This is a genomic window from Oscillospiraceae bacterium, assembly GCA_031265355.1.
Classification (GTDB): domain Bacteria; phylum Bacillota; class Clostridia; order Oscillospirales; family UBA929; genus JAIRTA01.
Map to the genome: position 1 here is coordinate 28,624 of JAISCT010000039.1, position 26,827 is coordinate 55,450.

Annotated in this window: 28 protein-coding genes; 16 read left to right on the top strand and 12 right to left on the bottom strand. The window is 55.8% G+C overall.

What is annotated here, in order from left to right; genetic code table 11:
• Positions 1-105: 105 nt before the first annotated feature.
• The 6 genes from LBK75_05530 to LBK75_05555 form a co-directional block, all read right to left on the bottom strand.
• Positions 106-1,650 (bottom strand): sulfatase, encoded by a 1,545-nt coding sequence (locus LBK75_05530; protein MDR1157755.1) that lies wholly within the window; start codon positions 1,648-1,650, stop codon positions 106-108.
• An 88-nt stretch (positions 1,651-1,738) separates the two neighbouring features.
• Positions 1,739-2,482: an ABC transporter ATP-binding protein gene (locus tag LBK75_05535; GenBank protein ID MDR1157756.1), complete on the bottom strand. Its 744-nt coding sequence runs from the start codon at positions 2,480-2,482 to the stop codon at positions 1,739-1,741.
• A gap of 13 nt (positions 2,483-2,495) precedes the next feature.
• The gene (locus LBK75_05540; protein ID MDR1157757.1) at positions 2,496-3,266 is read right to left on the bottom strand and encodes an ABC transporter ATP-binding protein; all 771 of its coding nucleotides are present in this window, start codon (positions 3,264-3,266) and stop codon (positions 2,496-2,498) included.
• Positions 3,239-4,018 carry an ABC transporter permease gene (locus tag LBK75_05545; GenBank protein MDR1157758.1) on the bottom strand — a complete coding sequence of 260 codons (780 nt, stop codon included), beginning with the start codon at positions 4,016-4,018 and terminating at the stop codon, positions 3,239-3,241. The genes LBK75_05540 and LBK75_05545 overlap by 28 nt, the downstream gene beginning before the upstream one ends.
• On the bottom strand, positions 4,018-4,803 hold the full coding sequence (locus LBK75_05550; protein MDR1157759.1) for an ABC transporter permease: 786 nt from the start codon (positions 4,801-4,803) through the stop codon (positions 4,018-4,020). Before LBK75_05550 ends, LBK75_05545 begins: the two co-directional genes overlap by 1 nt.
• Before the next feature lie 71 nt (positions 4,804-4,874).
• On the bottom strand, positions 4,875-6,002 hold the full coding sequence (locus LBK75_05555) for an ABC transporter substrate-binding protein (GenBank protein ID MDR1157760.1): 1,128 nt from the start codon (positions 6,000-6,002) through the stop codon (positions 4,875-4,877).
• A gap of 283 nt (positions 6,003-6,285) precedes the next feature.
• Here LBK75_05555 and LBK75_05560 point away from each other — a divergent pair, with 283 nt between their 5' ends.
• From LBK75_05560 to LBK75_05570, 3 genes are all read left to right on the top strand, one after another.
• Complete coding sequence (locus tag LBK75_05560; GenBank protein MDR1157761.1) at positions 6,286-7,041, top strand: sulfite exporter TauE/SafE family protein; 756 nt, start codon at positions 6,286-6,288, stop codon at positions 7,039-7,041.
• Positions 7,042-7,338: 297 nt separating this feature from the next.
• The gene (locus LBK75_05565) at positions 7,339-8,382 is read left to right on the top strand and encodes a LacI family DNA-binding transcriptional regulator (protein ID MDR1157762.1); all 1,044 of its coding nucleotides are present in this window, start codon (positions 7,339-7,341) and stop codon (positions 8,380-8,382) included.
• A 22-nt stretch (positions 8,383-8,404) separates the two neighbouring features.
• Entirely contained in the window at positions 8,405-9,517 is a 1,113-nt protein-coding gene (locus LBK75_05570; protein ID MDR1157763.1) for an anaerobic sulfatase maturase, read from the top strand.
• A 67-nt stretch (positions 9,518-9,584) separates the two neighbouring features.
• Here the strand turns inward: LBK75_05570 and LBK75_05575 are convergent, their stop codons facing one another.
• From LBK75_05575 to LBK75_05585, 3 genes are all read right to left on the bottom strand, one after another.
• Positions 9,585-10,037 (bottom strand): FMN-binding protein, encoded by a 453-nt coding sequence (locus LBK75_05575; protein MDR1157764.1) that lies wholly within the window; start codon positions 10,035-10,037, stop codon positions 9,585-9,587.
• Positions 10,038-10,055: 18 nt separating this feature from the next.
• Positions 10,056-11,771 carry a methyl-accepting chemotaxis protein gene (locus tag LBK75_05580; protein MDR1157765.1) on the bottom strand — a complete coding sequence of 572 codons (1,716 nt, stop codon included), beginning with the start codon at positions 11,769-11,771 and terminating at the stop codon, positions 10,056-10,058.
• A 202-nt stretch (positions 11,772-11,973) separates the two neighbouring features.
• Positions 11,974-12,312: a metal-sensing transcriptional repressor gene (locus LBK75_05585; protein MDR1157766.1), complete on the bottom strand. Its 339-nt coding sequence runs from the start codon at positions 12,310-12,312 to the stop codon at positions 11,974-11,976.
• Positions 12,313-12,501: 189 nt separating this feature from the next.
• Here LBK75_05585 and LBK75_05590 point away from each other — a divergent pair, with 189 nt between their 5' ends.
• From LBK75_05590 to LBK75_05650, 13 genes are all read left to right on the top strand, one after another.
• Complete coding sequence (locus LBK75_05590; GenBank protein ID MDR1157767.1) at positions 12,502-14,103, top strand: ABC transporter substrate-binding protein; 1,602 nt, start codon at positions 12,502-12,504, stop codon at positions 14,101-14,103.
• Complete coding sequence (locus LBK75_05595; protein MDR1157768.1) at positions 14,091-15,074, top strand: ABC transporter permease; 984 nt, start codon at positions 14,091-14,093, stop codon at positions 15,072-15,074. Before LBK75_05590 ends, LBK75_05595 begins: the two co-directional genes overlap by 13 nt.
• Positions 15,071-15,895, top strand: coding sequence for an ABC transporter permease (locus LBK75_05600; GenBank protein ID MDR1157769.1), 825 nt, complete (start codon positions 15,071-15,073; stop codon positions 15,893-15,895). Before LBK75_05595 ends, LBK75_05600 begins: the two co-directional genes overlap by 4 nt.
• Before the next feature lie 100 nt (positions 15,896-15,995).
• Complete coding sequence (locus LBK75_05605) at positions 15,996-16,901, top strand: ABC transporter ATP-binding protein (protein ID MDR1157770.1); 906 nt, start codon at positions 15,996-15,998, stop codon at positions 16,899-16,901.
• Positions 16,891-17,532, top strand: coding sequence for an ATP-binding cassette domain-containing protein (locus LBK75_05610; protein ID MDR1157771.1), 642 nt, complete (start codon positions 16,891-16,893; stop codon positions 17,530-17,532). Before LBK75_05605 ends, LBK75_05610 begins: the two co-directional genes overlap by 11 nt.
• A gap of 145 nt (positions 17,533-17,677) precedes the next feature.
• Positions 17,678-17,986, top strand: coding sequence for an urease subunit gamma (ureA, locus tag LBK75_05615; GenBank protein MDR1157772.1), 309 nt, complete (start codon positions 17,678-17,680; stop codon positions 17,984-17,986).
• Between the two features lie 20 nt (positions 17,987-18,006).
• Positions 18,007-18,369: an urease subunit beta gene (gene ureB, locus LBK75_05620; GenBank protein MDR1157773.1), complete on the top strand. Its 363-nt coding sequence runs from the start codon at positions 18,007-18,009 to the stop codon at positions 18,367-18,369.
• A 32-nt stretch (positions 18,370-18,401) separates the two neighbouring features.
• Complete coding sequence (gene ureC, locus LBK75_05625) at positions 18,402-20,120, top strand: urease subunit alpha (protein MDR1157774.1); 1,719 nt, start codon at positions 18,402-18,404, stop codon at positions 20,118-20,120.
• 90 nt (positions 20,121-20,210) lie between these two features.
• Positions 20,211-20,696: an AmiS/UreI family transporter gene (locus LBK75_05630; GenBank protein MDR1157775.1), complete on the top strand. Its 486-nt coding sequence runs from the start codon at positions 20,211-20,213 to the stop codon at positions 20,694-20,696.
• A 7-nt stretch (positions 20,697-20,703) separates the two neighbouring features.
• Positions 20,704-21,180, top strand: coding sequence for an urease accessory protein UreE (locus tag LBK75_05635; protein MDR1157776.1), 477 nt, complete (start codon positions 20,704-20,706; stop codon positions 21,178-21,180).
• Positions 21,164-21,940: an urease accessory protein UreF gene (locus LBK75_05640; GenBank protein ID MDR1157777.1), complete on the top strand. Its 777-nt coding sequence runs from the start codon at positions 21,164-21,166 to the stop codon at positions 21,938-21,940. Before LBK75_05635 ends, LBK75_05640 begins: the two co-directional genes overlap by 17 nt.
• A 12-nt stretch (positions 21,941-21,952) precedes the next feature.
• The gene (ureG, locus tag LBK75_05645) at positions 21,953-22,567 is read left to right on the top strand and encodes an urease accessory protein UreG (GenBank protein MDR1157778.1); all 615 of its coding nucleotides are present in this window, start codon (positions 21,953-21,955) and stop codon (positions 22,565-22,567) included.
• Entirely contained in the window at positions 22,564-23,361 is a 798-nt protein-coding gene (locus LBK75_05650; protein ID MDR1157779.1) for an urease accessory protein UreD, read from the top strand. Before ureG ends, LBK75_05650 begins: the two co-directional genes overlap by 4 nt.
• A gap of 43 nt (positions 23,362-23,404) precedes the next feature.
• Here LBK75_05650 and LBK75_05655 read toward each other — a convergent pair whose 3' ends face one another.
• From LBK75_05655 to LBK75_05665, 3 genes are all read right to left on the bottom strand, one after another.
• On the bottom strand, positions 23,405-23,812 hold the full coding sequence (locus LBK75_05655) for a hypothetical protein (GenBank protein MDR1157780.1): 408 nt from the start codon (positions 23,810-23,812) through the stop codon (positions 23,405-23,407).
• A gap of 204 nt (positions 23,813-24,016) precedes the next feature.
• Positions 24,017-25,690, bottom strand: a complete 1,674-nt coding sequence (locus LBK75_05660; protein MDR1157781.1) for a putative DNA binding domain-containing protein — start codon at positions 25,688-25,690, stop codon at positions 24,017-24,019.
• Between the two features lie 649 nt (positions 25,691-26,339).
• Positions 26,340-26,827 (bottom strand): hypothetical protein (locus LBK75_05665; GenBank protein MDR1157782.1); only part of this gene is annotated, 488 nt, incomplete at its 5' end.

Genomic DNA, 26,827 nt, shown 5'->3' on the forward strand with positions numbered 1-26,827 from the left:
TTCTTCTTCGTTTTTCGTTGCTCCTTAGACAAACTTCCAGTTTCTAACATACCCCCTTTTTGGAGTGACCACAAGATACTTCTTCCACAATCATATTCCAGTTTCCTACATTCCCCCTTTTAGGAGTGTCCCGCGGTGTATTTTCTCCTGCAATATCAGTTCGTCCCAGTGCGAATCCGACAAAAGAAGATCTGTCAATCCAAGTCTTTTGTACTGTTCACCGGGCGCATCCGACGCTCTCATCATGGCAATTAAACTCTTAATCATACGAGTCTCCGTCACGGGGTCTTTCAGGGGCTTTTCCTGCTTTGGGTCCGCATACAAGTCAAACAAAAGATTGCCCAATCGCCGCGTCATCATGATGTCACTGCTCTCATCCAATATGGACGCCATTCGCATCACGGGGCAGTTTTTGGTAAACGGAAAACCGGGATGTATTTCCATTGTTTGCAGCTCTTTCGTCGAAAACATGCTGCGCATATGCGTGGGCATGACGGTGTAATTGTACAGGGGAGAATTGTCTTCATTGCCTTCGCGCATGTACACGTATCGGCCGTCGGTGATATTCACCTGGCCGCCATGTACACCAAACAGGGCGTATTCGCGGACAGCCGCGTCGCTTTCCAGTACCGGCCGCAGGGTTTTTCCCTGCATGTCTTTTGACGGGTGCATCCCATAAAAATCTAAAATGGTGGGCGGCAGATCGACAGTTTGTGTCAGAGACCTTCTCCGCTCTCCCCGTATCCCCAGTGTTGGATCCCAGATGAACAGCGGAATATGGGCGACTTCTTCATAAAACGGATGGACGCATTTGGCCCAGCAGTCGTGTTCAGACAGGAGAAAGCCGTGATCGGTGCATACGATCAGCGCCGTGTTTTTCCACATGTCCCGGTCGTCCATGTAGTCCAAAATTTTCCCCAGATAGGCGTCGCACATCGTCAAAAGAGCCGCGTATTCGAGACGGCAATGCGCCACCGCATCCTCTGGTTCAGTGACCTTGCGGTATGCCGGCCAGTTGAACGGCAGACCGGCATAATCACTGGGGTACAGGGCGCGATAGGCCTCGCCGGCCACAAAGGGCTCGTGTGGATCAAACGTCTCCAGATGTAAAAACCAGTTGTCCTCATCCTTGTTTTTGTCTAGAAAATCCAAACCGAGTTTGAAGACCTGCGCCTGAGGAAAATCCTCTTCGCATTTTATATACTTGCGATTCACAATGTCCTGACGCCACATGCGCCCGTAATGCGGAGGGATTTCCGGATCCTTGACGCGTGCCTTCCAGCGGTCGCCCTCCTGCCCCCTTACGATTTCCCATGTGTCGTAACGGTGATGATAGGTGCACCCCCCATCTTCCCAATAGTGCTGATGATCGCTGATCATATGGGTATAAACGCCCGCCTGTCGAAGCAGTTCCGGCAGGGAATCGTCAAAGGGTTCCAGTGGCCCCCAACTCCGGTGCAGGAAATTATACCGTCCTGTGTGGAGTTCGCGCCGCGCCGGCATACAGGGCAAACTGCCCGCGTAACAGGTGTCAAAGGTTACGCTTTTTTCTGCCAGGCGGGAAAAATTCGGCGTTATCGTCCAGTCGCAGCCGTAAGGATTGAGAAAATGACGATTGAGAGAATCAAACAAAAGAAATATTGTCCGCATGAGAATACCTCCATAGATGGTTCAGGTATCAAAAGCCTCGCCCGCCGCTGGCCGGCGATTTATTCCGCCATAGATTGCAAATCCACGCTTACCACCAACGGATCAAATCCGTCACCTGGTTACGTAAAGCGATAAATTCCGGAGCCGCAATGTCTCTTGGCCTTGGCATAGGGTTTAAGATCACCTGCTTTACCTTTGTCGGCTTGTTGGTCAGAACCATGATGTTTTCTCCAAGATAGACGGCCTCCTCAATGTTGTGCGTAATAAACAAAACGGTAGTGCCGGTTTTTTGCCAGAGTTTGACCAATTCATCCTCCAATTTATAACGCAATTCAATGTCCAACTGTGCGTAAGGTTCGTCCATGAGCAAAAGCTCCGGTTTTGTGGCAAAGGCGCGGGCAATGACGACGCGCTGCAGCATGCTGGCGGACAACTGACGGGGATAATAGTTTCGATATTCAGACAATCCCACCATATCCAGCACCTCATTTGCGCTGGCTCTCTTTTCTTTGTCCGGGACACCTTTGATGTCCAATCCAAAACATACATTTTGTTCTACATTGAGCCATTGCATCGTTGAGTTCTCTTGAAATATGTAGGAGATATTGTGTTTTTTTAAATCCACCGGTTCATTTTCTATGAGGATTTCACCGCTGGTGATGTCGTACAATTTGGTTACGCTGTTTAAAAATGTGGTTTTTCCACAGCCTGTCGGCCCCACGACACACATGAGCTCCCCTTGATTGATATCAAACGAGATGTCGTCGAGTACCAGTAGATCCCCAAATTTTTTGACCAGATTGCGTACTTTGACCTTCACTTTCTCTTCCAAAGCAGACGCCCCCCTACAATGTTTCGTCAATGACGGCGCTGATTTCTTTTCGAATGCGCAGAAATTCAGGGTCCACATAATTTCTGGGCCTGGGCAGATCTATGGAAAACTGCGCTTTAACCCCCGTGGGACAGTTGCGCAATACGACGATGCGGTCGGCCAGATAGATGGCTTCCTCCAGATTGTTGGTGACAAAAACCACGGTGCGTTTTTCTTCCTGCCAGATGCGTTCCAGTTCTTCCTGCATCAGATAGCGGGTTTGCGCGTCCAAAGCGCCGAAAGGTTCGTCCATGAGCATGACGGCAGGTTCGTTGCAGTATGCTCGCGCGATGCCTACGCGCTGTTTCATGCCGCCGGACAAACTGACCGGATAGGCGTTTTCAAAGCCATGCAGGCCCACAAGATCGATGTAGTATTGCGCGCGTTTGCAGCGTTTCCGTTTGGACACACCGCGCACCTTCGGGCCATACTCCACATTGCCCATGGCCGTAAGCCAGGGGAACAGGGCGACCGATTGGTATACCACGCCCCGCTCCGGACCGGGGCGCAGCACTTGCTGTTTGTTCACCTCCACAAAACCGTTCGTGGGCGTCTCCAAACCGGCCAGTATATTGATGACAGTGGTTTTTCCGCATTGACCGGGACCGAAGAGGACCAAAAATTCATTTGTGGCGACGTCCAGATTCAAATCTGCGACGACTTCGTTCGTTCCTTTTTCACCGCGGAATGTTTTACAGACGTGTTCGCAGCGTATCATTATCTGCCGCTCTTGCTCCACCTGCATAATCTTTCCTCCAGTTTTCGCATCAAGATAGCGAGCAAAAACCCCACGACGCCGATGGCGACGATGCCCACAAGAATTTGTGTGGTGTTGTTCATTTCCTGCCCGTTGATAATGACCCATCCGGCGCCTTCTGTCGAGCGAACCATCTCGGCTGCGACCACCGTCGCCCAGGCCACCCCGATGGCCACCTGAAGACCTGCAAAAATGGCCGGAACCGAGGAGGGCAAAACAACGGTAAACAATGTTTGAACGTTGTTGGCGCCCAGCATTTTGGAAGCGCCCGTCAAGGTGCTGTCCACCGAACGGGCCCCGTCGTAGGCATTGAGAGTGATGTTGTTGAAGGACGCCAAAAAGATCAAAAAGTATTTGGAAGATTCTGCCAGGCCAAACCATAAGATGGCCAGCGGAATCCAGGCAATGGGCGGAATTGGACGGATCATTTGGTAGATGGGGTTAAAGATGGCGGCCGCGGTTCTGCTCCAGCCCATGAGGGTGCCGATGGCAATGCCCGCGACCACGGCCAGCGCATAGCCGACCAGTACCCGGGTCAGGCTCCATCCGATGTGCCCCAAAATGGAATATTTGCCGATGGGGTGGGCAAAGGTGTCAAAAACACTGGCGATCACCGTCCCGGGTCCCGGCATCATTTTGCCCAATGCGGTTCCGTTTGTGCCCAAATGCCAGAGCAGGAGAAACGCGCCGATGGAAAGCAGCGCCGCGCCGACGGCTCTATACCGATAGACAAATTTCATCACCAGCGCCCTCCTTTCAAGACGACTTTCTCGAAAACCCCCAGCAGCCATGTCAGCAGCGCACCGATTGCGCCGATCGCGATCATGCCCGCGATGATCACATCCGGCCGATATAGCCCGCGGCACTGTTGGATCATAAACCCCAGCCCCCGCGTAGAGGCCAGCAGTTCGGCGGCCACCAGCGCGGTCCAAGAAGCGGCCAAGGCGACCCGCATGCCTGTCAGAACCATGGGCAGGGATGTCGGTATGGCCACGCGCACAAGCATCTGGAGATTGGAGGCGCCAAAGGTCTGCCCGACCCAAAGGTGCACCTGCTTGGTCTGTTTGATTCCGGTATAAGAGTTGACCACGCAGGCAATGAAGGCCGTGAGGCAAATGACCATTGCTTTGGACAACATGCCAATGCCAAGCAAGATGATCATCAGCGGGATCCAAGCGATGCCGGGGATGGGGCGTAGGAGATCGAACACCGGGCGCACAAACATGTCCAGCGTCTTATACCACGCCATGAGAATGCCCAGCGGTATACCCACCACCAGCCCCATGGCGTATCCGGTCAGCGCGATTTGCAGACTGGAACCCATATGCTGGATCATGGTGGCGCCGTCCGGCGCGGGATCATAGAACTTGACGACAAAGGTGTGCATCACCTTGACGGGACTGGGGAGCGTGGAGGGCGCCGTCAGTTTTAAAACATCCGTGCACAGCCACCAGACACATAAAAATACCAAAAAAGATAAGATAGAAATCAATATGTATTTTTTGCCGTTTCGCTTTTCACTCATGAAGACACCTCTATCCGGGTTGGGCGGCCCGCGCCATTCGTTTGGGACACGGGCCGCCATGAAGGCGCTCGTTACTGGTCCACCGTGAAATCGATGCCCAGCGCCTCCTTGATAATGCTTTTGTCATACGAAGCTTGGACGTTTGGAAAGTTGGCCGGTTCAATTTTGCCGTCGTCCACAAAGAAGCTGGCAATCTCGGTCATGCCTTTGCCATAGACGTAGCTCGGCTGGCTCATGTAGGCCTTGTCGATGTAGTCACGCACGGCAATCTCGCTGGCCAAGGTTTTGTCGTCGTACTCCTTGCCGTTGGCGTTAAACCACTCTTTTGAAAACGCGAACCGCGTGTCGTAGTCCTGAAGCGCCTCACACGCTTTGTAAGTGGCGCGAATAAAACGAACCAGTTCTTCATGTCTGTTGTCAGACATGTCAAGGGTGCAAAAGATGCCGTCCATCAGAGAGACGCCAGTTGAATCCTCAAAACTGGCCGCGCAGACATAGCCCGCTTCTTCGGCCTGGAAGGAGAAGGGCGGATTGGCGGCAAAGGCGTCGCCCTCGCCAGATTGAAACGCCTGATACGCCGGCCCGTATTCCATATGCACTTGTTCGATGTCCGCGCTGCTCAGGCCAAAACATTTGGCGTAGCCAATCGCGTTAAATTGCGCGGTCGTCCCAAGTGGGCCAAGGATTTTGACGCCGCGTACTAGGTCGGCGCTGCCGTAAATGTCCGGTTTTCCCTGCACTTGCCCTTTCACGTCGAGGATCGGGCTGTTAGGACGGACATAAATGCCCATGCCGCCCGTGGAATTGATCTCCCCGACCCATTTCGCGTTTCCGTTCGCCAGCGAGTACACCGAGGCAAGCCCGCTCACGGCTATGTCGAGCTGCCCGGCCGAGTACGCCTCGTTGATGGGAGCGCCGGTGGCAAAAATGATGATCTCAACATCCAAGCCCTCGTCCGCGTAAAATCCATTGTCATAGGCATACTGCACTGGCACGCCCACGGTCAGCGGCATGGTGCCCACGGTCAACTTCTTGAAATTCGGGGTTTCCGACGGCGGCGTCTGGCCGCCACTGGGAGAGGTCTGTGCCGAACCCGGCGGCGGCGTGGGGCCGGAAGACGGTTGCTCAGTGTTCGCGCAGCCCACCAAAAGTGCCGTCAGCAGCGCGAGCGCGAGGAGAATGGAAAATGCCTTCTTCATAATCAAACCCTCCTGTGATCGTTGTTGCGTGTACGATAACGCATCTGCCACCGAGCATATCACAATTTTCCCGCACTGTCAATATAAAATCATAGATTGTACAAAAATATTTTTATATTACGCGATATTTATTGTATTATTATACCACAGAACCTCCTGTAAATCAATTGATTTGAGGCTTGACATTTGATCGTTTTTTCACTATAATGAATTCGATGCGTTTTCGATAACGCAATGGCGCAATATTCTTCAAATCAATTTCAGTAGGTAGAACATGATTGAAATGTTGGTTCTGCTCGTATGCCTATTTTCATCCGTCATAGGGGCCGTCAGCGGCATTGGCGGTGGCATTGTGATGAGACCGGTGTTGGAGATGACCACGCCGTACGGTGTGGAACTTGTCAGTTTTCTGTCCAGCTGTGCGGTATTCGCCATGGCAGTCGTTGCGCTGACCAGACGCAGAACGCGCGCGGCGTTTGACCATCGCAGGGGGACGATGCTGGCAATCGGTTCCGCCTGCGGCGGCGTCGCCGGCAAGCTTTTATTTACCTATTTTTCCAATCAATTCCTGGGCAAACTGCAAACTGTCCTATTGATGGTCATTGCCCTCGGCTTGCTGATACACTTGTGTCTCCAAAAACATATCCGACCCCAAAATCTGCAAAATCAAGCATTGTATTTGCCGCTGGGGCTCGCCCTCGGGTTGGTTTCGACATTTTTGGGCATTGGCGGAGGACCTCTGAATCTGGCCATATTGAATTATTTTTTAGATATGAATCTCAAAACGGCGTCGCTGTATTCCCTCTATATCATTCTGCTTTCTCAGGCCGCCAGTTTTCTGTTTATGCTTATCATGGGCACAATTCCTGCGTTTTCTTGGACGGTTATGATGTGTGCCATTGCAGGAGGCATTGGCGGCGGACTTTTGGGCAGCTTAATTGGCCGCCGGATACAGGAAAAGGATTTGCGATACCTGTACATGGGCGTGCTGATTTTTGTGTTCATCATCGCCGGGATCAATCTGCGATCATCCCTGTAAAGGAAAGAGTACATCCAGTATCCATTTTTCATTCCGCCGAGCAGGCTTGGCGGGGCTCTCAAACTCTCCGAGGTCGCGGGTCTTCATGTCACCCGCAGCAGGTTCGCGCGTCTCTTCTCGGGCTTGCTGCCGGGGAAAATGGACACACTGACATGAAGGCTCTCCCCGGTGTCACAGAGATCGGGGCCATAAAATTAACACTTGACATATGAATCAACTTTGATTACAATAGCATTGTGGCGTGTTCGATAACGCAATTTCTTAACATGCGATGCAATATTTATTATAGGAGCGATTATGCCGGTAACACTGAAAAAGATAGCCGAGTTGGCCGACGTTTCTATCGGAACGGTCGATCGCGCGCTGCACAACCGGGGGCGGGTGAGTCCTGAAGTCGTCAAACGGGTTCAGGAGATAGCGGCGTTCCTCAATTATAAACCCAACAGCGTTGCGAAATCCCTCGCCCTACGCAGCCGAAAATTAAAAATCGCCCTGATCCTCCACATTGACCACAACACCTTTTATGACACGATTTTAGAAGGTGTTGCGCAGATGGCAGGCGAGATACGGGACTATGGTGTCTCGGTCGTGATTAAACGCGGTCGGGATTTTGACGCCGCCGTCCAGCTTCAACTGATCGACGAAGTGCTGGCGGAAGGTTTTCATGCTCTGGCGATCGTCCCCATCAATCATCCCGATATAAAGAAGAAACTCACAGAGCTGCACGCCCAAAAATTCCCCGTCGTTTTTTTGGGCGCGATGCTGGAGGATGTCCCCTGTCTAGGTTACGTGGGCTGTGATTACGCATCCGCCGGGGAAATCACGGCGGGTTTAATCAACCTTATCACCGGAGGAACCGGAAAACTTTTGATTTTTGCGCCAACCTTTCGAATGCTCGGCAACCAGCAGCGCACCCTGGCTTTGGAGGCCCGTTTAAAAAAGTGCTACGGCGGTATCAAGATACAAAAAATCATAGAGATGTCCGGCGACGACATTTACAGTTACAACGAGACCAAAAACGCCTTTGCGCAATATCCAGATACGGACACGCTGATATGCCCCGGCGCCATTTCTGGCCGGGGCACGGTACAGGCTTTGAAGGATATGGGCCTCTACCAAAAAGTAAAGGTCGTCGTTTACGACTACTCCGACGCGGTGCAGGAGGGCTTGGAAGACAAAGGGATTCTGGCCGCGATTACGCAAAATCCGCAGCAACAGGGGTACCGGGCCATCAAAATCTTATTTGAATATATTACTGTAGACACTGTGCCTTGTGACTGCAGTTACGTACAGACACAAATTGTCTTGCGTGAAAGCATCCGGGAAATTGAAAACGTGTAACCTTGGTTTTGGGGGCCATCAAATGAAGTGTCTGTCCCTGCTCATAAAGCCTGTCTCCGGCAACTGCAATTTGCGTTGCCGGTATTGTTTTTATACGGATGTAGTCAGTCTGCGCAAAGAAAAAGGCGCGGGAATGATGTCTCTGGAAACGCTCGAAAGACTCGTTTACAAGGCACTGTCCGAATCCACGCAAATGTGCGTGTTTGGATTTCAAGGCGGAGAACCCACTTTGGCGGGGATTGATTTTTACAGAGAACTTATCCGTTTTGAGAAACAATACAACACAAACCGTGTTTCTATCCGGCATTCCCTGCAGACAAACGGACTCCTTTTAGACAGTGAGTGGTGCGCTTTTTTGGCGGAAAATAAGTTTCTGACAGGCCTTTCTATGGACGGCCCCAAGTTCCTGCATGACGTGCTGCGCGTCGACGGAGATGAAAGCGGAACGCACAGCCGCTGCCTGCAAGCCGCCCGTCTCTTGACCAAACACAAGGCGGAATTCAATATTTTGACGGTTGTGACCCGACACTTGGCCGCGCACCCCGGTAAGGTGTATCAATATTATAAAAGGCAGGGGTTCCGGCATCTTCAGTTTATCCCCTGCCTGGAGCGCTTAGAGGAAACGGATGATTCTCACACCTATTCGCCGGACAACAAGAGGTGCGGATACTTTTTACATCGTTTGTTCGACTTGTGGTACGAGGATTTTGAAAAAGGGGATTATTACTCCATTCGCAATTTCGACAATTTCATCTACATATTGGCGGGTTATCCGCCGGAAAACTGCGCGGCAAGCGGCTTGTGCAGCGTCTCTCCGCTCGTTGAAGCGGACGGCAGCGTATATCCATGTGATTTTTACGCGCTGGATCCATACCGCATGGGGAGCGTTTATACGCACAGCTTTGCCGATATGCTTTCCGGCGATATAGCGATGAGTTTCATCGCGCCGTCGCGTGCTATCCATCCGGCATGCAAAACATGTTCCTATTACCCTGTGTGCCGAAACGGCTGCCGGCGGGAGCGGATCCACGACGCCGACGGTCAGTTGGGACAAAACCGTTATTGTGCGGCGTACCGGCAATTTTTTCAATATACCATGCCGCGCATGGCCCATGTTGCACGCGGTCTTCGCTGAGAGGGTACGACAACGGCAAAAAAGAAGTATACTTTTGTCTCACAAAAGGAACAGGCGGATTCTCTCCCTACCGAAGGGCTTGGCGCAGGCAATCCTGCGCCAAAAGCGCGAGCGTGTCCACCGTGACCGTACAGCCCGAAATCACGTCCGTATGCCCCTCCTCGTCTATGGCGAAGGAATCGACCCCGTATTGCATGATGTAGTCCTCCGCCGCTTTGGCTTGGTCGCACCATTCGTTCTGGGCGCCGCCCGCCAACATGCCGTAGAGTCCGCTCTTGGAGTACTGCTTTTTGTTGATAGGGATATCAGGGTTGTTGGAGATCGCGTCCCAGGATAGTTTGTCAATCCTGCCGCCCTTGATGGTGATCTCGACGGTTTCCTTCCAGCCATTGTGGAATTCCGCGGCTTCCGCCTGATACGCGCCGTCTTTATATGTGGGCTGCGCGGAGCATCCCGCCGGCAGCAGGGTCAGAGGGCCCGCGCACAGGGCAAAAAGTATCAAAAAGCGTATCGGTTTCATCGTTTTGCCCCTCCTTTCTTAGGTGTGTTGTGCCAAAGGTGGGAGCGCTCTGTCCGCCAGCTGGAATTGAGCGACCAAATTCTCCAAAAGCGCAGCCTGTTCCGCGATGGCTTTGGACGCCGAGGCGGAGTGCCCGGCCATGCCCCCGGTCTCCCGCGCGACGGACGAGACCTTTTCCACACTCCCAAGGATCCGGGCAATCGCTTCGGACTGCTCCACGGACGCTTCCGCGATACAGCTTACAATCTGGCCGCTCTTTTGGATACCTTCGACGATGGATGCCAGAGACTGCGCCGTTTTTTTCGCAATATCCGCGCCGAACGTGGCCTTTTGAATCGAGTTTTCAATCAGATCCGCCGTATCTTTGGCCGCGTCCGCGCTCTTGGCTGCGAGTGTGCGGACCTCCTCCGCCACCACTGCAAACCCCTTGCCGTGCTGCCCGGCCCGGGCCGCTTCCACCGACGCGTTCAGCGCCAAGATGTTCGTCTGGAACGCAATGTCGTCGATCACTTTGATGATTTTGGAGATGGCCAAACTCGCCTCGTCGATCTCCTTGACGGCGTTCATCATCTGGTTCATTTGCTCGGAGCCCGTATGCGCGCTGTGTTGTATGGTTTGCGCCAAACCGGCGGCCTCGTCCGCCAGGCTTGTGTTGTCACGCGTTTTTTCCGCGACATGGGCAATGGAATCCGACAGATATCCCACTTCGGAATCCTGCTGCCCGGCTGCGGCATGGAGTTGCCGGGAGGCCTGGTCCATCTCCTGCGCGCTGCCATACACTTGACGCGCGGTTTGCAAAATGGTGGAAAATTTCTGATTCAGATTTAAGAGCATCTGCGAGAGCGTGTGACCCATGCTGTCACGCTCCGATTGAAGCGTCACTTCCGTGGTCAGATTCCCGTCGGCGACGGAGACAAGCGCTTGGCTCATCGTGCTCAGTTTCTCCTGCAGCATGAGCGCGGCCCTCGTACAGGCAGCCACTTCGTCCCGTCCCAGCGCGTCCGCGCGGATGGCGCTCTCCATCCCCGCGGGCAGCGCGAAATCGCCGTCGCGGCCCATCTGTGTGAGCACCAACTGGATGCGGCCCAGCGGTTTCCGAATCGAAGAAACAATCAGCAGCGCCAGTACGACGGCCAGCAGCAGCGCCGCTCCGGACACCAGCGACACGAGTGTCAGCGAGGCGCGGCCCGAGGCCGCTGTGTCCGTCAGGTTGCGGTCCATTCGGTCCCCCACGTTCAAAACAATGTTGGCAATCATCTCACGGGCGCGCAGGTCCAGATTTCTGCTCTCCCGCACAAGTGCGGCGATGGTTTCGCCGTCCGCGCTTGCGGTCTGCCGGGCGTTCTGGAGCGCGTAAATATGGTCGCTCCAGTCCCGGTACAGCGACGCGAATTGGTCCGAATCGGTTTGAAACTCCGCGAAGGCCGAATTGTTCTGGATTGTGGCAAGCAATACATGCAGGCGATTGTCTACATACAATGCCTGTTTTTGAAAATCCGCGAAGGCGTCGTCTGCGGATTCACGATATAAAATCCGAGTGCTCATGCGCGTTTCGTTGTATATATCCAGCACGTCATTGGCGCTGGTCTGCAGATCACTGTAAGCGTTTATGCTGTCGATATTTGATAGCGTGTAAAGATTTCCAAACATCGAAATTACGGCCATAACGAGCATCAATAATACGATGCTGCCAAAGCCAAATATAATGCGCCTTCCCAATTTCATACGTTTCATGTTTTACCTCAACAAGAGTTCGTTCTCTGTGTGCCGCGCCACGACTTTCTTTGTCTCTAATATCGTACGTTTGATTCCAAAACTTTACTAATGCTTCATAAATACGGGGCAAAAAACTGCAAAAACAAGAATATCCCCGCCCGAAAAGGCGGGGATATTCTTGTAGGTAAAAAGGCAGCGGCGGAGCCGCTGTCTGGGCCCGTCACTTCATCAACAGCTCGATCGCGCGGCCCAGTTCCTCTATGGCGGACATGTCCCCGTCGTTCACCGCGTCGACGATACAGTGTTCAATGTGATCTTTCAAAATGACCTCGCAGACGCCGTTCAGGGCGGAGCGCACGGCGGACAGCTGAATCAGCACGTCGGCGCAGTCGCGCCCCTCCGCCACCATACCGCGTACGGCGGTCAAATGCCCGATGGCGCGGGACAGACGGTTCAGGACGGACTTGGTGTGCGCATGGCTGTGGAGAGGCGCCGCCGCACCGCGGGGGTGCTCGGGGCCAGGACTGCCGGTGAGGTCGTGTGCGTGTTCGTGGCTCATAGTTAGCGACTCCTTACTCCGAGATTGTTCCCGCATGCCACAGTATATCACAAGAAAAAACAGAAGTATACTCCCCAAATATATCCCCCCCGGGAGCTTGCGCGGCCGCGCGGCCGCCCATATAATGATGCTGGCTGCGAAGAAGTATAGAAGAAATATATGGATGAATATGGGAAAAGAGGGAGCACGATGAAAAGAATGCGGTTCCTTGTTCTCGCGCTCACGCTGGCCGCCTTGATGTGCGCGGGGTGTGCGCCGAAGAAGGGCGGCTTGGAGAATCCGGCGAAAGACGAGGTTACCATAGGATTTCCGGACATACCGTCGGGCTTTGATCCGCTCGTGACCTCGGGCCACGGCAGCTGCGTCCCGCTGCTGTATTCGACGCTCGTCGCGCTCGACGCGGACGTGAACGTCGTGCCGGACCTTGCGGAGAGCTATGCTGTCAGCGACGACGCGCTCACTTATACGTTCAAGCTCCGCTCGGACGCGCGGTTCACGGACGGGGCGCCTGTCAAAGCGTCGGATGTTGTGTTCTCGTACAGGACCATCATGGACAGCGCCACGGAAATTGACCTCTCGGCGATCGACAGCGTCACGGCCGACGGCGATACGGTCGTCGTCCGCCTGAAACATCCGCAGTCCACGTTCATCTTGACGGCCACGGGGGTCGGCGTCGCGCCGGAGCACGCATACGACGAGGACTTTGCGTTGAAACCCGTCGGCTCAGGACCGTTCAAGCTCGTACAGTACGACGTCGACCAGCAGATGATTCTGGAAGCCAACGAGGATTACTACGGCGCGCTCCCGCGCATCAAACGCGCGGTCTTCCTTCATATGTCGGACGAAAATCAGCAGCTGATGGCCGCCCAGTCCGGCCAGGTCGACATCACACTGACGTCCGCGCCGCTCGCCGCGATGAACGCGATAGACGGCTACAACCTGCTGGTCGAGAAAACGGTGGACAATATGGGCATTGTGATGCCTACTATCCCGACGGGCGGCGGGACAAGCGTCCTTGGCAACGCCATGGGCAACGACGTCACCTGCGATGCGGCCCTGCGGAAGGCCGTCGCCTACGCGATCGACCGCCGGCAGCTCTGCGACGAGGCGCTGAGCGGCTACGCGGCGCCCGCTTACTCCGAAAATGACGGCATGCCGTGGTGGAACCCGGAATGCGTCATCGAAACGGATGCGGTGTATGCCGTCCGGCTGCTGGAAGAGGCCGGATGGACCGATACGGACGGCGACGGCATCCGCGAAAAGAACGGATTGAAAGCGTCCGTACCTGTGTACTATTTTGCGGGCGACAGCGCGCGCCAGGCCGTCGCGATGAGCGCGGCGGTCCAGGTGCGGGAAAAAATCGGGGTGGAACTGATTGTCGAGGGGATGGGCGAAGGCGACATGATGGCCACGATGGTCGCACAGCCGGTGATCCTCGCGTGGGGCAGCGCGAATCCGATTACGAGCTACTATCTCTACCACTCGTCGAGCATCGGCCAGGACGACTGGTATAACCCCGAGAGTTTTGGCAGCCCTGTCGTGGACGGCTACCTCGACGCGGCGCTGAACGCGAAAACCCTGGAAGAGGCAATCCCATACTGGCAAAAAGCGCAGTGGGACGGCGCGACCGGGACGAGCATGCGAGGCGAATGCCCGTACATTTTTCTTGTGAACAAGGATCACCTGTATTTCCGCCGCGACGGACTGAACACGGGCGACCAGATGATTCACGCGCACGGCGCGTCATGGACGCTTGTGGCGAATTTGAGGGATTGGTATTGGGAAAGCTGAAATCCGTCGTTATCTATGGTGCGAGGGGCCTCACGCTGCTCCTCGCGGTGAGCGCGCTTTCGTTTGCCCTTGCGAGCGTATCGCCGATCGATCCCGAGACGAGGTACCGTCTGTCGCACCCCGGCGTGTCCGACGAGAACGTCGAGAAGATGCGCGCATATTGGGGCGTCGACGAGCTGCCCGTAGCGCGTTACCTCGGCTGGCTCGGCGGTATCCTGCGCGGCGAATGGGGGGTGTCGACGTCGTACCGTCGGCCGGTACTGGACGTGATTGGGGTGCGATTCAAAACATCGCTTCTGCTGATGATGACGGCGTGGGCGCTCTCGGGGTTGCTGGGTTTTTCGGCCGGGTGTCTGATGGGGGCATTCCGAGGACGATGGCCCGACCGCATCGTGCGGCCTGTGTGTCTGTTTTTGTGCTCGGTCCCGACATTTTGGGTAGGGCTCATGTTTCTCGCCGTGTTTGCCGCCGGACTCGGCTGGTTCCCTTTCGGGCTTGCGGTGCCGCCCGGCGTGGCGCCGGAGGCCGTCACACTGGGTCAGCGGATCCATCACCTGATCTTGCCCGCGCTGACGCTGTCGTTCCTGTCGTTTGCGGGTCTCGCCCTGCACACGCGCGAAAAGCTTTTTGACGTATATGCCAGCGACTACGCGCTGTTCGCGCGGGCGCGCGGCGAGAGCGACGCGAGCATCCTGTTTCGCCACGGCGTGCGAGGCGCGCTGATTCCGGCGGTGATCATGCAGTTCGGCTCGTTCGCGGAGTTGTTCGGCGGCTCGGTATTTGCGGAGAGCATTTTCAGCTATCCGGGGCTCGGCGCGGCAGCGGCGGCGGCGGGGACGGGCGCGGCGGATATGCCGCTGTTTCTGGGGATCGTCATGTTTTCGGCCTGCTTTGTCTTCGCCGGCAACCTCGCGGCAAACATCCTGACGCAGATCATCGATCCGCGCACGCGAGAGGGGGCAAACGTGTGAAAAAACGAAGCGGACGCGTCGACGCCGCCATCGTCTCGACGCTCCTGTTTGCGGTCATACTCGCGATTTACCTCGGCGGAGCACTGATCCCGGACGCGGCGCTCGGGGCCGATTTCACGCAAAAACAGCTGCCTCCCTCGGCGTCGCACCTCTTCGGCACCGATTTTCTGGGGCGCGATATGTTTGTCCGTACGGTAAAGGGGTTGTCTTTGTCGCTTGCCGTTGGCGCGGCCGCTTCCGCTATGGCGGCCGTCGTCGCGTTTGCCGTGGGGGCCGCGGCGGCGATGGGCAGGGGGGCGGTCGATCATGCCGTAAACTGGTGTATCGACGTGTTTATGAGCGTCCCGCACACCGTGCTGATGATCCTGATCTCGGTCGCGCTCGCCCGGGGCGCGGCGGGTATGCTTTTCAGCATTGCCGTCACGCATTGGGTCGCTCTCGCGAGGGTCATCCGCGGCGAGGTACTGCAAATCCGCTCGCAGCCGTACATCATGACGTCGCGGCGTTTTGGAAAATCGACGCTGTGGATCGCGCGCAAGCACATCCTCCCGCATGTGGCCCCGCAGTTTTTTGTGGGGCTGATTTTGCTGTTTCCGCACGCGATCATGCACGAATCGGGCCTCACGTTTCTTGGCTTCGGCCTGCCGCCGGAGCAGCCTGCCATCGGGACGATCCTTTCGGAATCCATGCGGTACCTCTCAAGCGGCGCGGTATGGCTCGCGTTTTTCCCGGGCCTTTCGCTTGTGACACTCGTACTGCTGATTGGCAAGCTTGGAAACACGGCGCGCCGCCTGTTTGAGCCGCGCGAAGCGCAGATGTAGAGAAGCTGCATGATGGTACCTTGTTGCCGCGAAGCGGCAACAAAAAACAAGAATTTGGGTTGTGGGTTGCAGGTGCAACCCACGTTAGGGAAGCTATGTTATGGTGAATGTCATTGAAGTGAAACGTCTGTCGCTGTCATTTCAGATGTATGACAGGGGTTTTTCTCAGCGCTTGCTGAAAGTCGTCTCGAATCTGAACGCCGCCGTCGGAGAGGGCGAGATCTTGGCCGTGGCGGGTTCGAGCGGCTCGGGGAAAAGTTTGCTGGCCCATGCGCTGCTCGGGATCTTGCCGAAGAATGCGAGACTTGACGGCGAGATGCGCTGGTTCGGCGCGCCGCTGGACGCCGCGCTCCAGAAGCGATTGCGCGGACGGGAGATGGCGCTTGTCCCGCAGAGCGTGACGTATCTCGACCCTCTGATCCGCGTCGGGCGGCAGATCTCACGCGATAAACAGACGGTGAACGAATTGCTTGGCCGCTATCATCTGAAACCCGAAGCGGCCGGGCTGTTCCCACACGAACTGTCGGGGGGGATGACGCGGCGCGTGATGATCAGCACCGCGCTGGCAAGGCGGCCAAAGCTCGTCATTGCCGACGAACCGACACCGGGTCTGTCGCCGCGTCTCGCGGAACACGCGATGAGACATTTTCGCGAAATCGCGGACACCGGGACGGCCGTGCTGCTCATCACGCACGACATCGATCTCGCGATTCGTTACGCGGACCGCGTGGCGGTGTTTTACGCGGGCACGGCGGTCGAAACGGCCAAGGCCTCGGATTTTGCCGACGCGGCGCTGCTGCGCCACCCGTACAGCAAAGCGCTTTGGGCGGCCATGCCGCAAAATGGGTTCACCGCGGCCGCCGGGGCGCAGCCCTATGCCGGAGACTGGCCGCCTGGGTGTCTGTATGCGCCGCGCTGTCCGGAGTGCACGCCCGCGTGCGTCGCCGCTTTGCCGGATACGCGCGTCGTCCGCGGGGGGGAGGTGAGCTGCCGCCATGCGCGTTGAGGCGAGAGACATCGTGTTCGGCTACGCCCGCGGGCGACCTGTGCTCGACGGCGTGAGCCTGACGATCGAGCCCGGCGAGCGTGTCGCGCTTGTCGGGCCGTCGGGCTGCGGCAAGAGCACGCTGTCGCGGATTCTCGCGGGGCATCTGACACCGCAATCCGGCGCGGTGCTGGCGGCGGGCCAGCCGCTGCCAAGGCGCGGGTTTTGTCCCGTCCAACTCATTGGCCAACACCCCGAGAAGGCGGTCGATCCGCGCTGGAAGCTTGGCAAAACGCTGGCGGAGGCCTGGGCGCCCGACGACGTTTTTTTGTCGGCGATGGGGCTTGAAAAAGCGTGGCTGGACCGCTACCCGGCCGAACTGTCGGGCGGCGAGCTGCAGCGTTTTTGTATCGCCCGCGCGCTCGCGCCGGGTACGCGGGTTGTGATCGCCGACGAGATGAGCACCATGCTCGACGTCATTGCGCAGGCGCAGATATGGGAAACGCTGTTGCGCGCCGCGGGTGAGCGCGGGCTCGGCGTGCTCGCGGTCACCCACAGCGCGGCGCTCGCGGCGCGCATCAGTTCGCGCGTCATAGCGTTTGAGGACCTGTCGCGCGGTGCCGGCGTCCGACTCGATGTACACATCTCCTAAGTTTCTCCCCAATACATTGACGGATTTGACGGGTTGACATAGACTCGTCCAGATGTTAAAATGTGTCCGCGAGGACACAAAGGCGTGTTTCACCCCCGTAAAGGTGAGATGTGCCTTTTTTTGTCAATTTAAGGAGGTGTTCGGTATGCGATTGTCTCCCAAAGAAATGGAAAAACTCATGTTGCACACGGCTGGGGAGCTGGCCAAGCAGCGAAGAGCCAGGGGGCTGAGGCTCAACTATGTGGAGTCTGTGGCGCTGATCAGCTCGGAACTGCTCGAATATGCCAGAGACGGCAAGCGGGTCACGGAGCTGATGGAACTGGGGACCAAGATCTTAACCACGGACGATGTCATGGACGGCGTGGCCGAAATGATCCACGAAGTCCAGATCGAAGCCACCTTCAAAGACGGCACCAAACTGGTGACCGTACACAACCCGATTGCGGTGAAATAGCGGAAAGGACGGTGTGGAACGTGATACCAGGCGAAATCATCACCCGAGAGCGCGATGTAATTCTCAACGAAGGCAGGAGGACCGCGCGCGTCGCGGTTTCCAACCAGGGCGACCGGCCCGTGCAAGTGGGCTCCCATTTTCATTTTTTTGAGACAAACAAACTGCTTCGTTTTGACAGAGAGACCGCCTACGGCATGAGGCTGGACATTCCCTCGGGTACGTCCGTGCGCTTCGAGCCGGGGGAGACAAAAACCGTGCAGCTGACGGCGTTGGGCGGCCGGAAGAGGGTGTTCGGCCTGAACGGCTTGACGGCGGGCCAGGCAAGCCCCGCTTCGCTGCCAAAGTCGCTGCACGCCGCCCGGGAAAAGGGGTTCGTTGAATGAACCGAACCATAAGCTTGTAGGAGGGAAGTATCATGAGCTCGAAAGTATCCGGCAAAAACTACGCGATGATGTTCGGCCCCACCACGGGCGATCGGATTCGGTTGGCCGACACCGATCTGCTGGTCGAGATTGAGAAGGACTTCACCGTATACGGCGACGAAATCAAATTCGGCGGCGGCAAGACAATCCGCGACGGCATGGGACAATCTGCGGGCACAACGAGCCGCGGCGGCGACCTGGATTTGGTCGTCACAAATGCGGTCGTCATCGACTACACGGGGATCTACAAGGCGGACATTGGCATCAAGGACGGCAAAATAGCTGGGATAGGCAAGGCGGGCAACCCGGATATCATGGACGGCGTGACGCCCGGCATGGTGGTGGGCGCTTCGACGGAAGCACTGGCCGGCGAAGGACTTATCGTGACGGCCGGCGGGATTGACACCCACATACATTTTATCTGCCCCCAGCAGATCGACACGGCTCTTTACAGCGGCGTCACCACGATGATCGGCGGCGGCACAGGCCCGGCTGACGGCACCAACGCCACGACCTGCACCCCCGGTCCCTGGAACCTGGGTATGATGCTCAAGGCCTCGGAGGACTACCCCATGAATTTGGGTTACCTGGCCAAGGGAAACTGTTCCGCGCACGCGCCGCTGATCGAACAGGTCAAAGCGGGCGCCATGGGGCTGAAAATACACGAGGACTGGGGCTCCACCCCGGCGGTGATCGACGCGGCGCTGACGGTGGCGGACGAGTACGATGTGCAAGTCGCCATACATACCGACACGCTCAACGAGGCCGGATGCGTCGAGGATACCCTGGACGCCATCGCCGGGCGCGTTATCCACACCTATCACACCGAAGGCGCGGGCGGCGGCCACGCGCCCGACATCATCAAGGCGGCGGCCTTTCCCAATGTGCTGCCCTCTTCCACGAACCCCACGATGCCGTTCACCGTCAACACGCTGGACGAGCACATGGACATGTTGATGGTCTGCCACCACCTGGACAAAAAAATCCCAGAGGACGTGGCCTTTGCGGATTCGCGCATTCGCCCCGAGACCATTGCGGCCGAGGATGTTCTGCACGATATGGGCATTTTCAGCATGATGAGCTCGGACTCGCAGGCTATGGGCCGGGTGGGCGAGGTCATCACCCGCACCTGGCAGACGGCCAGCAAGATGAAGCGCCAGCGCGGCGCACTTCCGGAGGAGGCCGACGGCAGCGACAACCACCGCGTGAAGCGCTATGTCTCCAAATATACGATCAACCCGGCGATCACCCATGGTATCGCCGCGTACGTGGGCTCGGTCGAAACGGGCAAGTTCGCGGATCTTGTGCTGTGGAATCCGGCGTTTTTCGGCGTGAAGCCCGATCTGATCATCAAAGGCGGACTGATCATCGCCTCCAAGATGGGGGATCCCAACGCGTCCATTCCCACACCCCAGCCTGTCTTCTACAGGCATATGTTCGGCGCGCACGGCGCGGCCAAGTATGACACCGCCATCACCTTTGTCTCCCAGGCCGCCGTGGACGAGGGCGTGCCGGAAAAACTGGCCCTGCGTAAGCGTGTGCTGCCGGTCAAGGGGTGCCGCGACGTATCCAAATCCGACATGAAGTTCAACGGCGCCACGCCCGCCATCGACGTCGATCCGGAGACATACGCAGTCAAGGTGGACGGCGTGAAGGTGGATTCCGCGCCGGCGGAGGTTTTGCCGCTGGCGCAGCTGTACAATTTGTTCTGAAGATAGTACCTTGTTGCCGCGAAGCGGCAACAAAAAACAAGAATTTAGGTTGTGGGTTGCAGGTGCAACCCACATTAGGGGGGTACGTATATGGGCACCGCGTTGGGACTGTGTCTGCTGTATGTGGGCATCGTGCTGATCAACAACGGCGTTTGCCGTTTGCAAAACATCGGGGGGAAAGCCCCGGCCGTCATGAACATCTTTACCGGCGGCGTGTCGGTGGTGGTCAACGTCTTTGCCATAGCCTCCGGCGACTACTATGCCGCGGCGACCGGTTTGCTGTTTGGGTTTACATACCTGTTTTCGGCGCTCAACAACATCCTTGGGCTGGACACCCGGCCCTACGGTTGGTTCAGTCTGTTTGTGGCCGTCAACACCATCCCCTGCGCCTACATCGACAGGGCCGATTGGCGTATGATGCTCATATGGCTGGCCTGGGGCGTTTTGTGGCTCACCGGCTTTATCGAGTGCGTACTGAAAAAGGATCTGAAAAAATTCGTACCCGCGCTGGCCATCATAGAGGGTGTTATCACCGCCTGGATACCCGGGTTTTTGATGCTGACAGGACAATGGTGAACCGCCTATGATCATTGAGACACTGAAAGGCCGCCTGGGCGATGCGGCCTTTGCGGGGCTTACCGTGAATTATGCGGACATTGCGTGGCACGACGCACACCGGAAAATTGCCCGGCTTGTCACCAGAAACGGCTTGGAACTGGGCTTGCGGCTTTCGGAGGATCTGTCCCACAGGGGCTTGCGGCAGGACGACGTTTTGTATGCGGACGACGCCGCGGTCATCGCGGTGAACATCGTCCCCTGTGCGTGTATATTCGTGAGTCCCGCAAGCCGCGAGGGGCTTGTTACACTGTGTTATGAGATCGGCAACCGGCACGGCCCATTTTTTTACGACGAGAGCGGGGCGGGGTTTTTGTTGCCCTACGATGCGCCGATGTTTGCCATGATTGAGAAATTGGGGCAGGCGCCTCGGTCGGTGACGGCCAGACTCATGCCGGAAAAACGCATATCGAGCGCCCATGGGCAGCATGGGCACCAGCATTGACAAAGTCTCTCAGGGTCTTTGCGCCGACGGCGCGGAGACCCTGAGAGAAGTTTGCGGAAAGGCCGAGGTAATGGCCGTGACGGACCAATTGTTTATATTGCTGCAAATCAACGACGCCGCCTTTCCCATCGGCGCGTACGCGCATTCGTACGGCCTGGAGACCTACATCCAGGAGGGGCTTGTAAAAACCGCCCAAGACGCGGCCGACTATCTGGAGCAAAATCTCAAAGCGTCGTTTCTGTATTCGGAGCTGCTGGCCGCGAAGCTGGCCCATGAAGCCGCATCCCGGCGCGAGGTGGACGAACTCGCGCGCTTGGAGGAGGCATTGTTTGCGAGCAAGGTCCCGTGTGAGATCCGGCAGGCATCGCAGAAACTGGGCGTGCGTTTTGTCAAGACCGCCGGTTTGCTGCTTGTGTCCGACACGGTATTTTCGGAATATATCGCCTCTCACAAGGACGCAAAAACCTCTCACGCGGTGGCGTACGGCGTGTTTACATCGGCGGCCGGTCTTCGCGCGGCCGACAGCTTGGCCGCGTTTCTCTACGCGCAGGCCGCCGCGATGGTCACGTGCTGCGTCAAGACCATTCCCCTGAGCCAAACGGACGGTCAGAGAATGCTTTCGGGCGCCAGGCGATTTTTCCCGCAAATCCTGGAGGCGCTCGAAGGACTCGGCCGCGATGATCTGTGCCGTTCTTGTCCCGGGCTGGAGATACGGGCGATGCGGCACGAAAATCTGTATTCCAGACTGTATATGTCTTGAGAGGGAAAGAGAATGCATTGTGTAAAAATCGGCGTGGCCGGGCCTGTGGGGTCGGGAAAGACGGCCTTGATTGAGGCCGTCACCCGGCGTATGGCCCAGGATTACAGCATCTGTGTCGTGACAAACGACATCTACACAAAAGAGGACGCCGAGTTTCTTGTCAAGAACAGTGTACTGGACAAAGAACGAATTGTGGGCGTAGAAACCGGCGGATGCCCCCATACGGCCATCCGCGAAGACGCTTCTATGAATCTTGAGGCCATCGACGAGCTTGTGCGCCGTTTCTCCGACACCGAGATCGTATTTGTGGAGAGCGGCGGCGACAATCTCTCCGCCACATTCAGCCCGGAACTGGCCGACGCGACGATATTCGTCATCGACGTGGCCGAGGGCGATAAGATCCCCCGCAAAGGCGGTCCGGGCATCACGCACTCCAGCCTGCTGGTGATCAACAAGACGGACATTGCCCCGTATGTGGGCGCCAGTCTGGCGGTCATGGAACGCGACGCCAAGAAGATGCGGGGCGAAAAACCTTTTCTCTTTACGGACATGCGCAGCGGCAAAAATGTGGACGGCGTGGTTGATTGGATCAAGAAAAATGTCTTACTGGAGGACATGCGGCCTTGAATGAGAACAGATACGGCGCGCAGTCCACGCTGTGCGTCACAGCGCGGCCGGCCGGAGGACGCACGGTCCTTGCCGACGTGCGCTTCACCGCGCCCTATAAAATCCTCCATCCGTTTTATGACGAAAACGGCAGTATGAGCGTGATGATGGTCAGCGTTTCCGCCGGGATTCTGTCGGGCGACAGCCAAAAAATCGACATCACCGTGCGGGAGGGCGCGCGGCTCACCGTCACGTCGCAGGCGTTTGAAAAGATACACAAAATGGATGACGGCGCTTTCGCGACGCGCGATACGCGCCTCGTGGTGGAAAAAGACGCCGCGCTGAGCTACGCGCCGCTGCCTGTCATACCCTTCAAAGATTCCGCTTTCAGGAGTCAAACGGAGGTGCGGCTGGCGGAGGCCTCGTCGCGTTTTTTTCAGAGCGAAATCATCTCATGCGGGCGGGCCTCCCGCGGTGAAAGATTTGCGTACCGCGAATACAAATCCCTGACGAAAATATACGAAGGGGAGACGCTCATATACGCCGACAACGCCGTATACAGGCCCGGCAGCGCGCCCATGGAGCGCTTTTGTCTTTTTGAGGGATATACGCATCTGGGGACATGTCTGATGGTAAACCAGGACATCTCGGAGGAACAGACCGAAGCGCTGCGCGCGGCGGTGTACGCGCTGAAAGACGGTGTGGGCGGCGTCACCAAGACAGGGTACGGCGGCCATTGCGTGCGGGCCCTCGCGAACGGTTCGGAGCCGTTGCTGGCGCTAAATGATAAAATACGGGAAATTTTGGGACCGTGAGAGAGGCTTCCGCAGTCAAATTCAGCCGTTTTACAGCCAATCGCTATTCAAGCTCTCTCGCTTCTTCAAGAAAAGCTTTGCGTTTTTTATGGCGCTCTTTTAAATCAGCAAATAGCTGTTCCCAGCGAGGCTTGTCTTTTAATACTCGCACATATATATCCTTGACTTTGCCATAATAGCGCACGGCTTGTTTATATCCTCTTCGGTTTGGCCCCGCGCCGCCTTCGGCATGCCTGAGTGCCAATTGAGCAAAATACTCGCTTATATCCTCCGGAAAGTCATGCTTTAGCTTGTCCGCAAAATAATCGCGATCAATCCCCCAAAAGCCAAAGCCACGAGAGACGGGCCCCTTTTTAAATATTATGTCATATACTTCTTGCTTTAGGCCTTCATCCAAGCAAATATTCAGATAACCGGTAAAATCCCGCTTCTTTAATTCTCCGAACAGCATATCGCGAACGCGGGTATTTCCTGGCAGAGTTCCACCAGCAAATCTTTTATCTGCGCTGCCGATTTTCCGTTTAAGACAGACTCAATTGTTTCAGCCTCGGAGTTGTTCATGAGAAAGACCTCCTTTTCAACAGTATATGCAAACCTGTTCCATGGTCTTTTTCAAATCCTTAAGCCTCAATTTGATGGTTTCAGACAGCATCCTTTATTTCTCCACGACAAGCCAGCGTCCGGTCTTCGCTGGGCCGATCCTCTCGACAAGCCTCAAGTCCTTTAGCGTCTTGACGTTCTTCTTGACATTGCGCTCGTTGATTCCCAGCTCTGTTGTCAGCAGCTTCACGGTGACAGACGGGTTGCTTTTCATGATTTCGAGAATCTTCACCTGAATCTTGTTTACGGTGTCGCCATTGGTGTCTTTTACGGTGTCTCTTACAGTGTCTTTGGTGTCTTTTACGGTGTCACCACCATTGACTTTTGAGACACCGTTCAAAACGTACCTACCGTGCGCGTCCTGCTTGGCAATCCCCAGTTCAAGCAGTCTGGAGACGTACTGCGTCAAGTTGGCATCGACCTTTTGCCCATGGTAGAGCGAATAGATTATCAGTAACTCCTCTGTCGAGAGCTGGTCGGTTACGCTTTCGCCGATGCTCCTGAAAAGGGCCAGCATCTTCTCGTCAATCTTGCTCCCTTTGAGCCTGATGCGCACGATGTACTCGTCCGAGTCGAGGAAGTCCGGCAGATCCTTTGCCTCTCGGATGCACAGCTCGTAAATCAAGTCCATGCCCTGTCCAGCGCGTTCCACCAAGCCGCAACGTGCCAGCATCTCCGCGATGAGGCGGTTGCGCGGTGCCTGACGGAACATGATGTTCTCGCGGGTGATGCCGTGAGGGAAGCCGCCGGGGCTGTCTATCTCCAAGCGGTCACGATACTGCTTGACGAATATGCTACCGGAGAGCTGGTAATTGCGATGGCTAACGGAATTCAAGATGGCTTCGCGCACTACCCGCTCATTATAAGCGGGGATGTCAAAGACAAAGAGCCCGTCCTGATAGTGCAGCTTGTCATTGCGCAGGTTGACAAGCCCCCACAGTTTGTCAAAGAACGCGAAGAATCCAACGCGGAACTCCTCCCGCGCAGCAGCTGGGCCGGGTCTGTTCGATGGCCTGTACTCGAAGATGACCTCTGCTTGGGCGAGGTGGCGGTTCAAGGCCGCAGACGTGCCGAACAGAATCAGCGCCGCATAGGTGATGCCCTTGTCGGTGACAGCTCCGATGTCGCGCAGCAGTTGCTCTGTCTCGATGCTTTCAAGCCGATTCAGCAGTCCCGCCTTGTCCGGGTCGGGCTTTATCCTCTTAACCCACTTGGAGCGGAAGACCTCTACCGCGTCAGCATTGATGTCTGCCATCGTCGCATCGGCGCAGCAGTCGGATGAGAAGTCGTGCCCGGTCTCGGCGTATATCGCCCGCCGCATCTCCTCCGTCATCTGCATCAGCTTGTCACCCTCGTACCACCACGCGATGCCCTCGTACTGGATGGGCAGACCTGCCGGACGTGCGGCAACGTCAAAAACGAGAACCCTGTCCCCCTCCGGATCATAAAGCTCGAAGTCAATCATCACATGAAGCCGCTCGATGAAGCCCAGTCTTGTGCGCTCTGGCTGCTCGAACGCCTTGCTGCCGACCACCTTGCGTGGACGCTTGTCGCTGATGCCGAACACCAGCTTGCCGCCGCCCACGTTGGACAGCGCACAGCAACACTTGCAGGCCTCTTCAAAATCGAACCTGTTCTTGGCCTCCTTGAACTGGTAGAATTCGCCCTCCTTGGCCTGCAGCAACTCTTCGATTGTCTCTTTTCGCTTCAAATCGTCACTCCTTTTCATAGATTTTCACGGAAGGAACCAAGCCTATGTAGTCAGCTGTTCTCTAAATCAAAATACAACATCCCATTGTTGATGTCAAGAAAAACTGCACCTACAAACTTTTGGTGCAAGAGTTCTTCTGTAAATTCTCTATTGCTACACCAGTTAAATGTGCCTTCCCCTGTAACAAGTGGATCAATAGCTTTTGGGAAGTTTACTTTCGAAGGTTTCCATCCGCAGTTGGATAATAATCCCTCCTAGCTCGACATTATCAAAAAGAACATCCCCCTCCTACTATCGTTGCCTGTCTCTTATCCTCTCACACAATGAGACATCAATCGCTGTCAATGCCAATATTACCCAATTTATCCAAACCAATGATGTAAATAATTTGTTTGGATCGTTTGTAGCGGTATATAAAGGGTCAAAAGAGCCCGCCCGGGACAACACGAACAAGATTAACATAACATCTGCGTATACTTGGGAAACAATTGCCAACAAACTGATTCTTGGCCATCGAAAAGCAAAGAGTCCTAATGCCAATCGAACTCCATCGCGAACATGAATACCAATAAAACTCTCTCGGTTTGCTTGCAAAGAATTTCCTAAACAGACAGGGATAAAATACAAAGCAAAGGTTATGTAATTGTATGTCATTTTTCATCACCGTCTACTTCTCTCCAGGATATATCATTTTGATGACGTTATCCACAACAAAGATCTGTGTGGCAGCACCATATATGCCACCTTTGATCAATAATTTGGCTGCGGCCTCAGCTGTTACCCTAGAGGAATAAGTGATATAGACTATAGAAAACATCTCTTTACTAGCACCAACAATTTTCCCATAAACAGTCTTTGTGGGCGCGGCAGCACTTTTACCTCCGATAAAGCCAGCTAATCCATCGATGCCAGCATTAACTCCGACCTTTTCCCAATCAACATTTCGGCCGTAAACAACATCTTGCAATGTAGATTCAGCACCACCAAGGAAAGCATTTATACCAGCCTGGCCGAGCAAACCAAGAGGAGTACCTGTTACTGCACCACTAACAGCACCAAACAATGCTGACACACCCACACTGGCCCAATTTATGTCGCTAAATTTAGCTCCGTTCCTGATTTGTCCATAAATATTAATTCCTCCAGCAACCACTA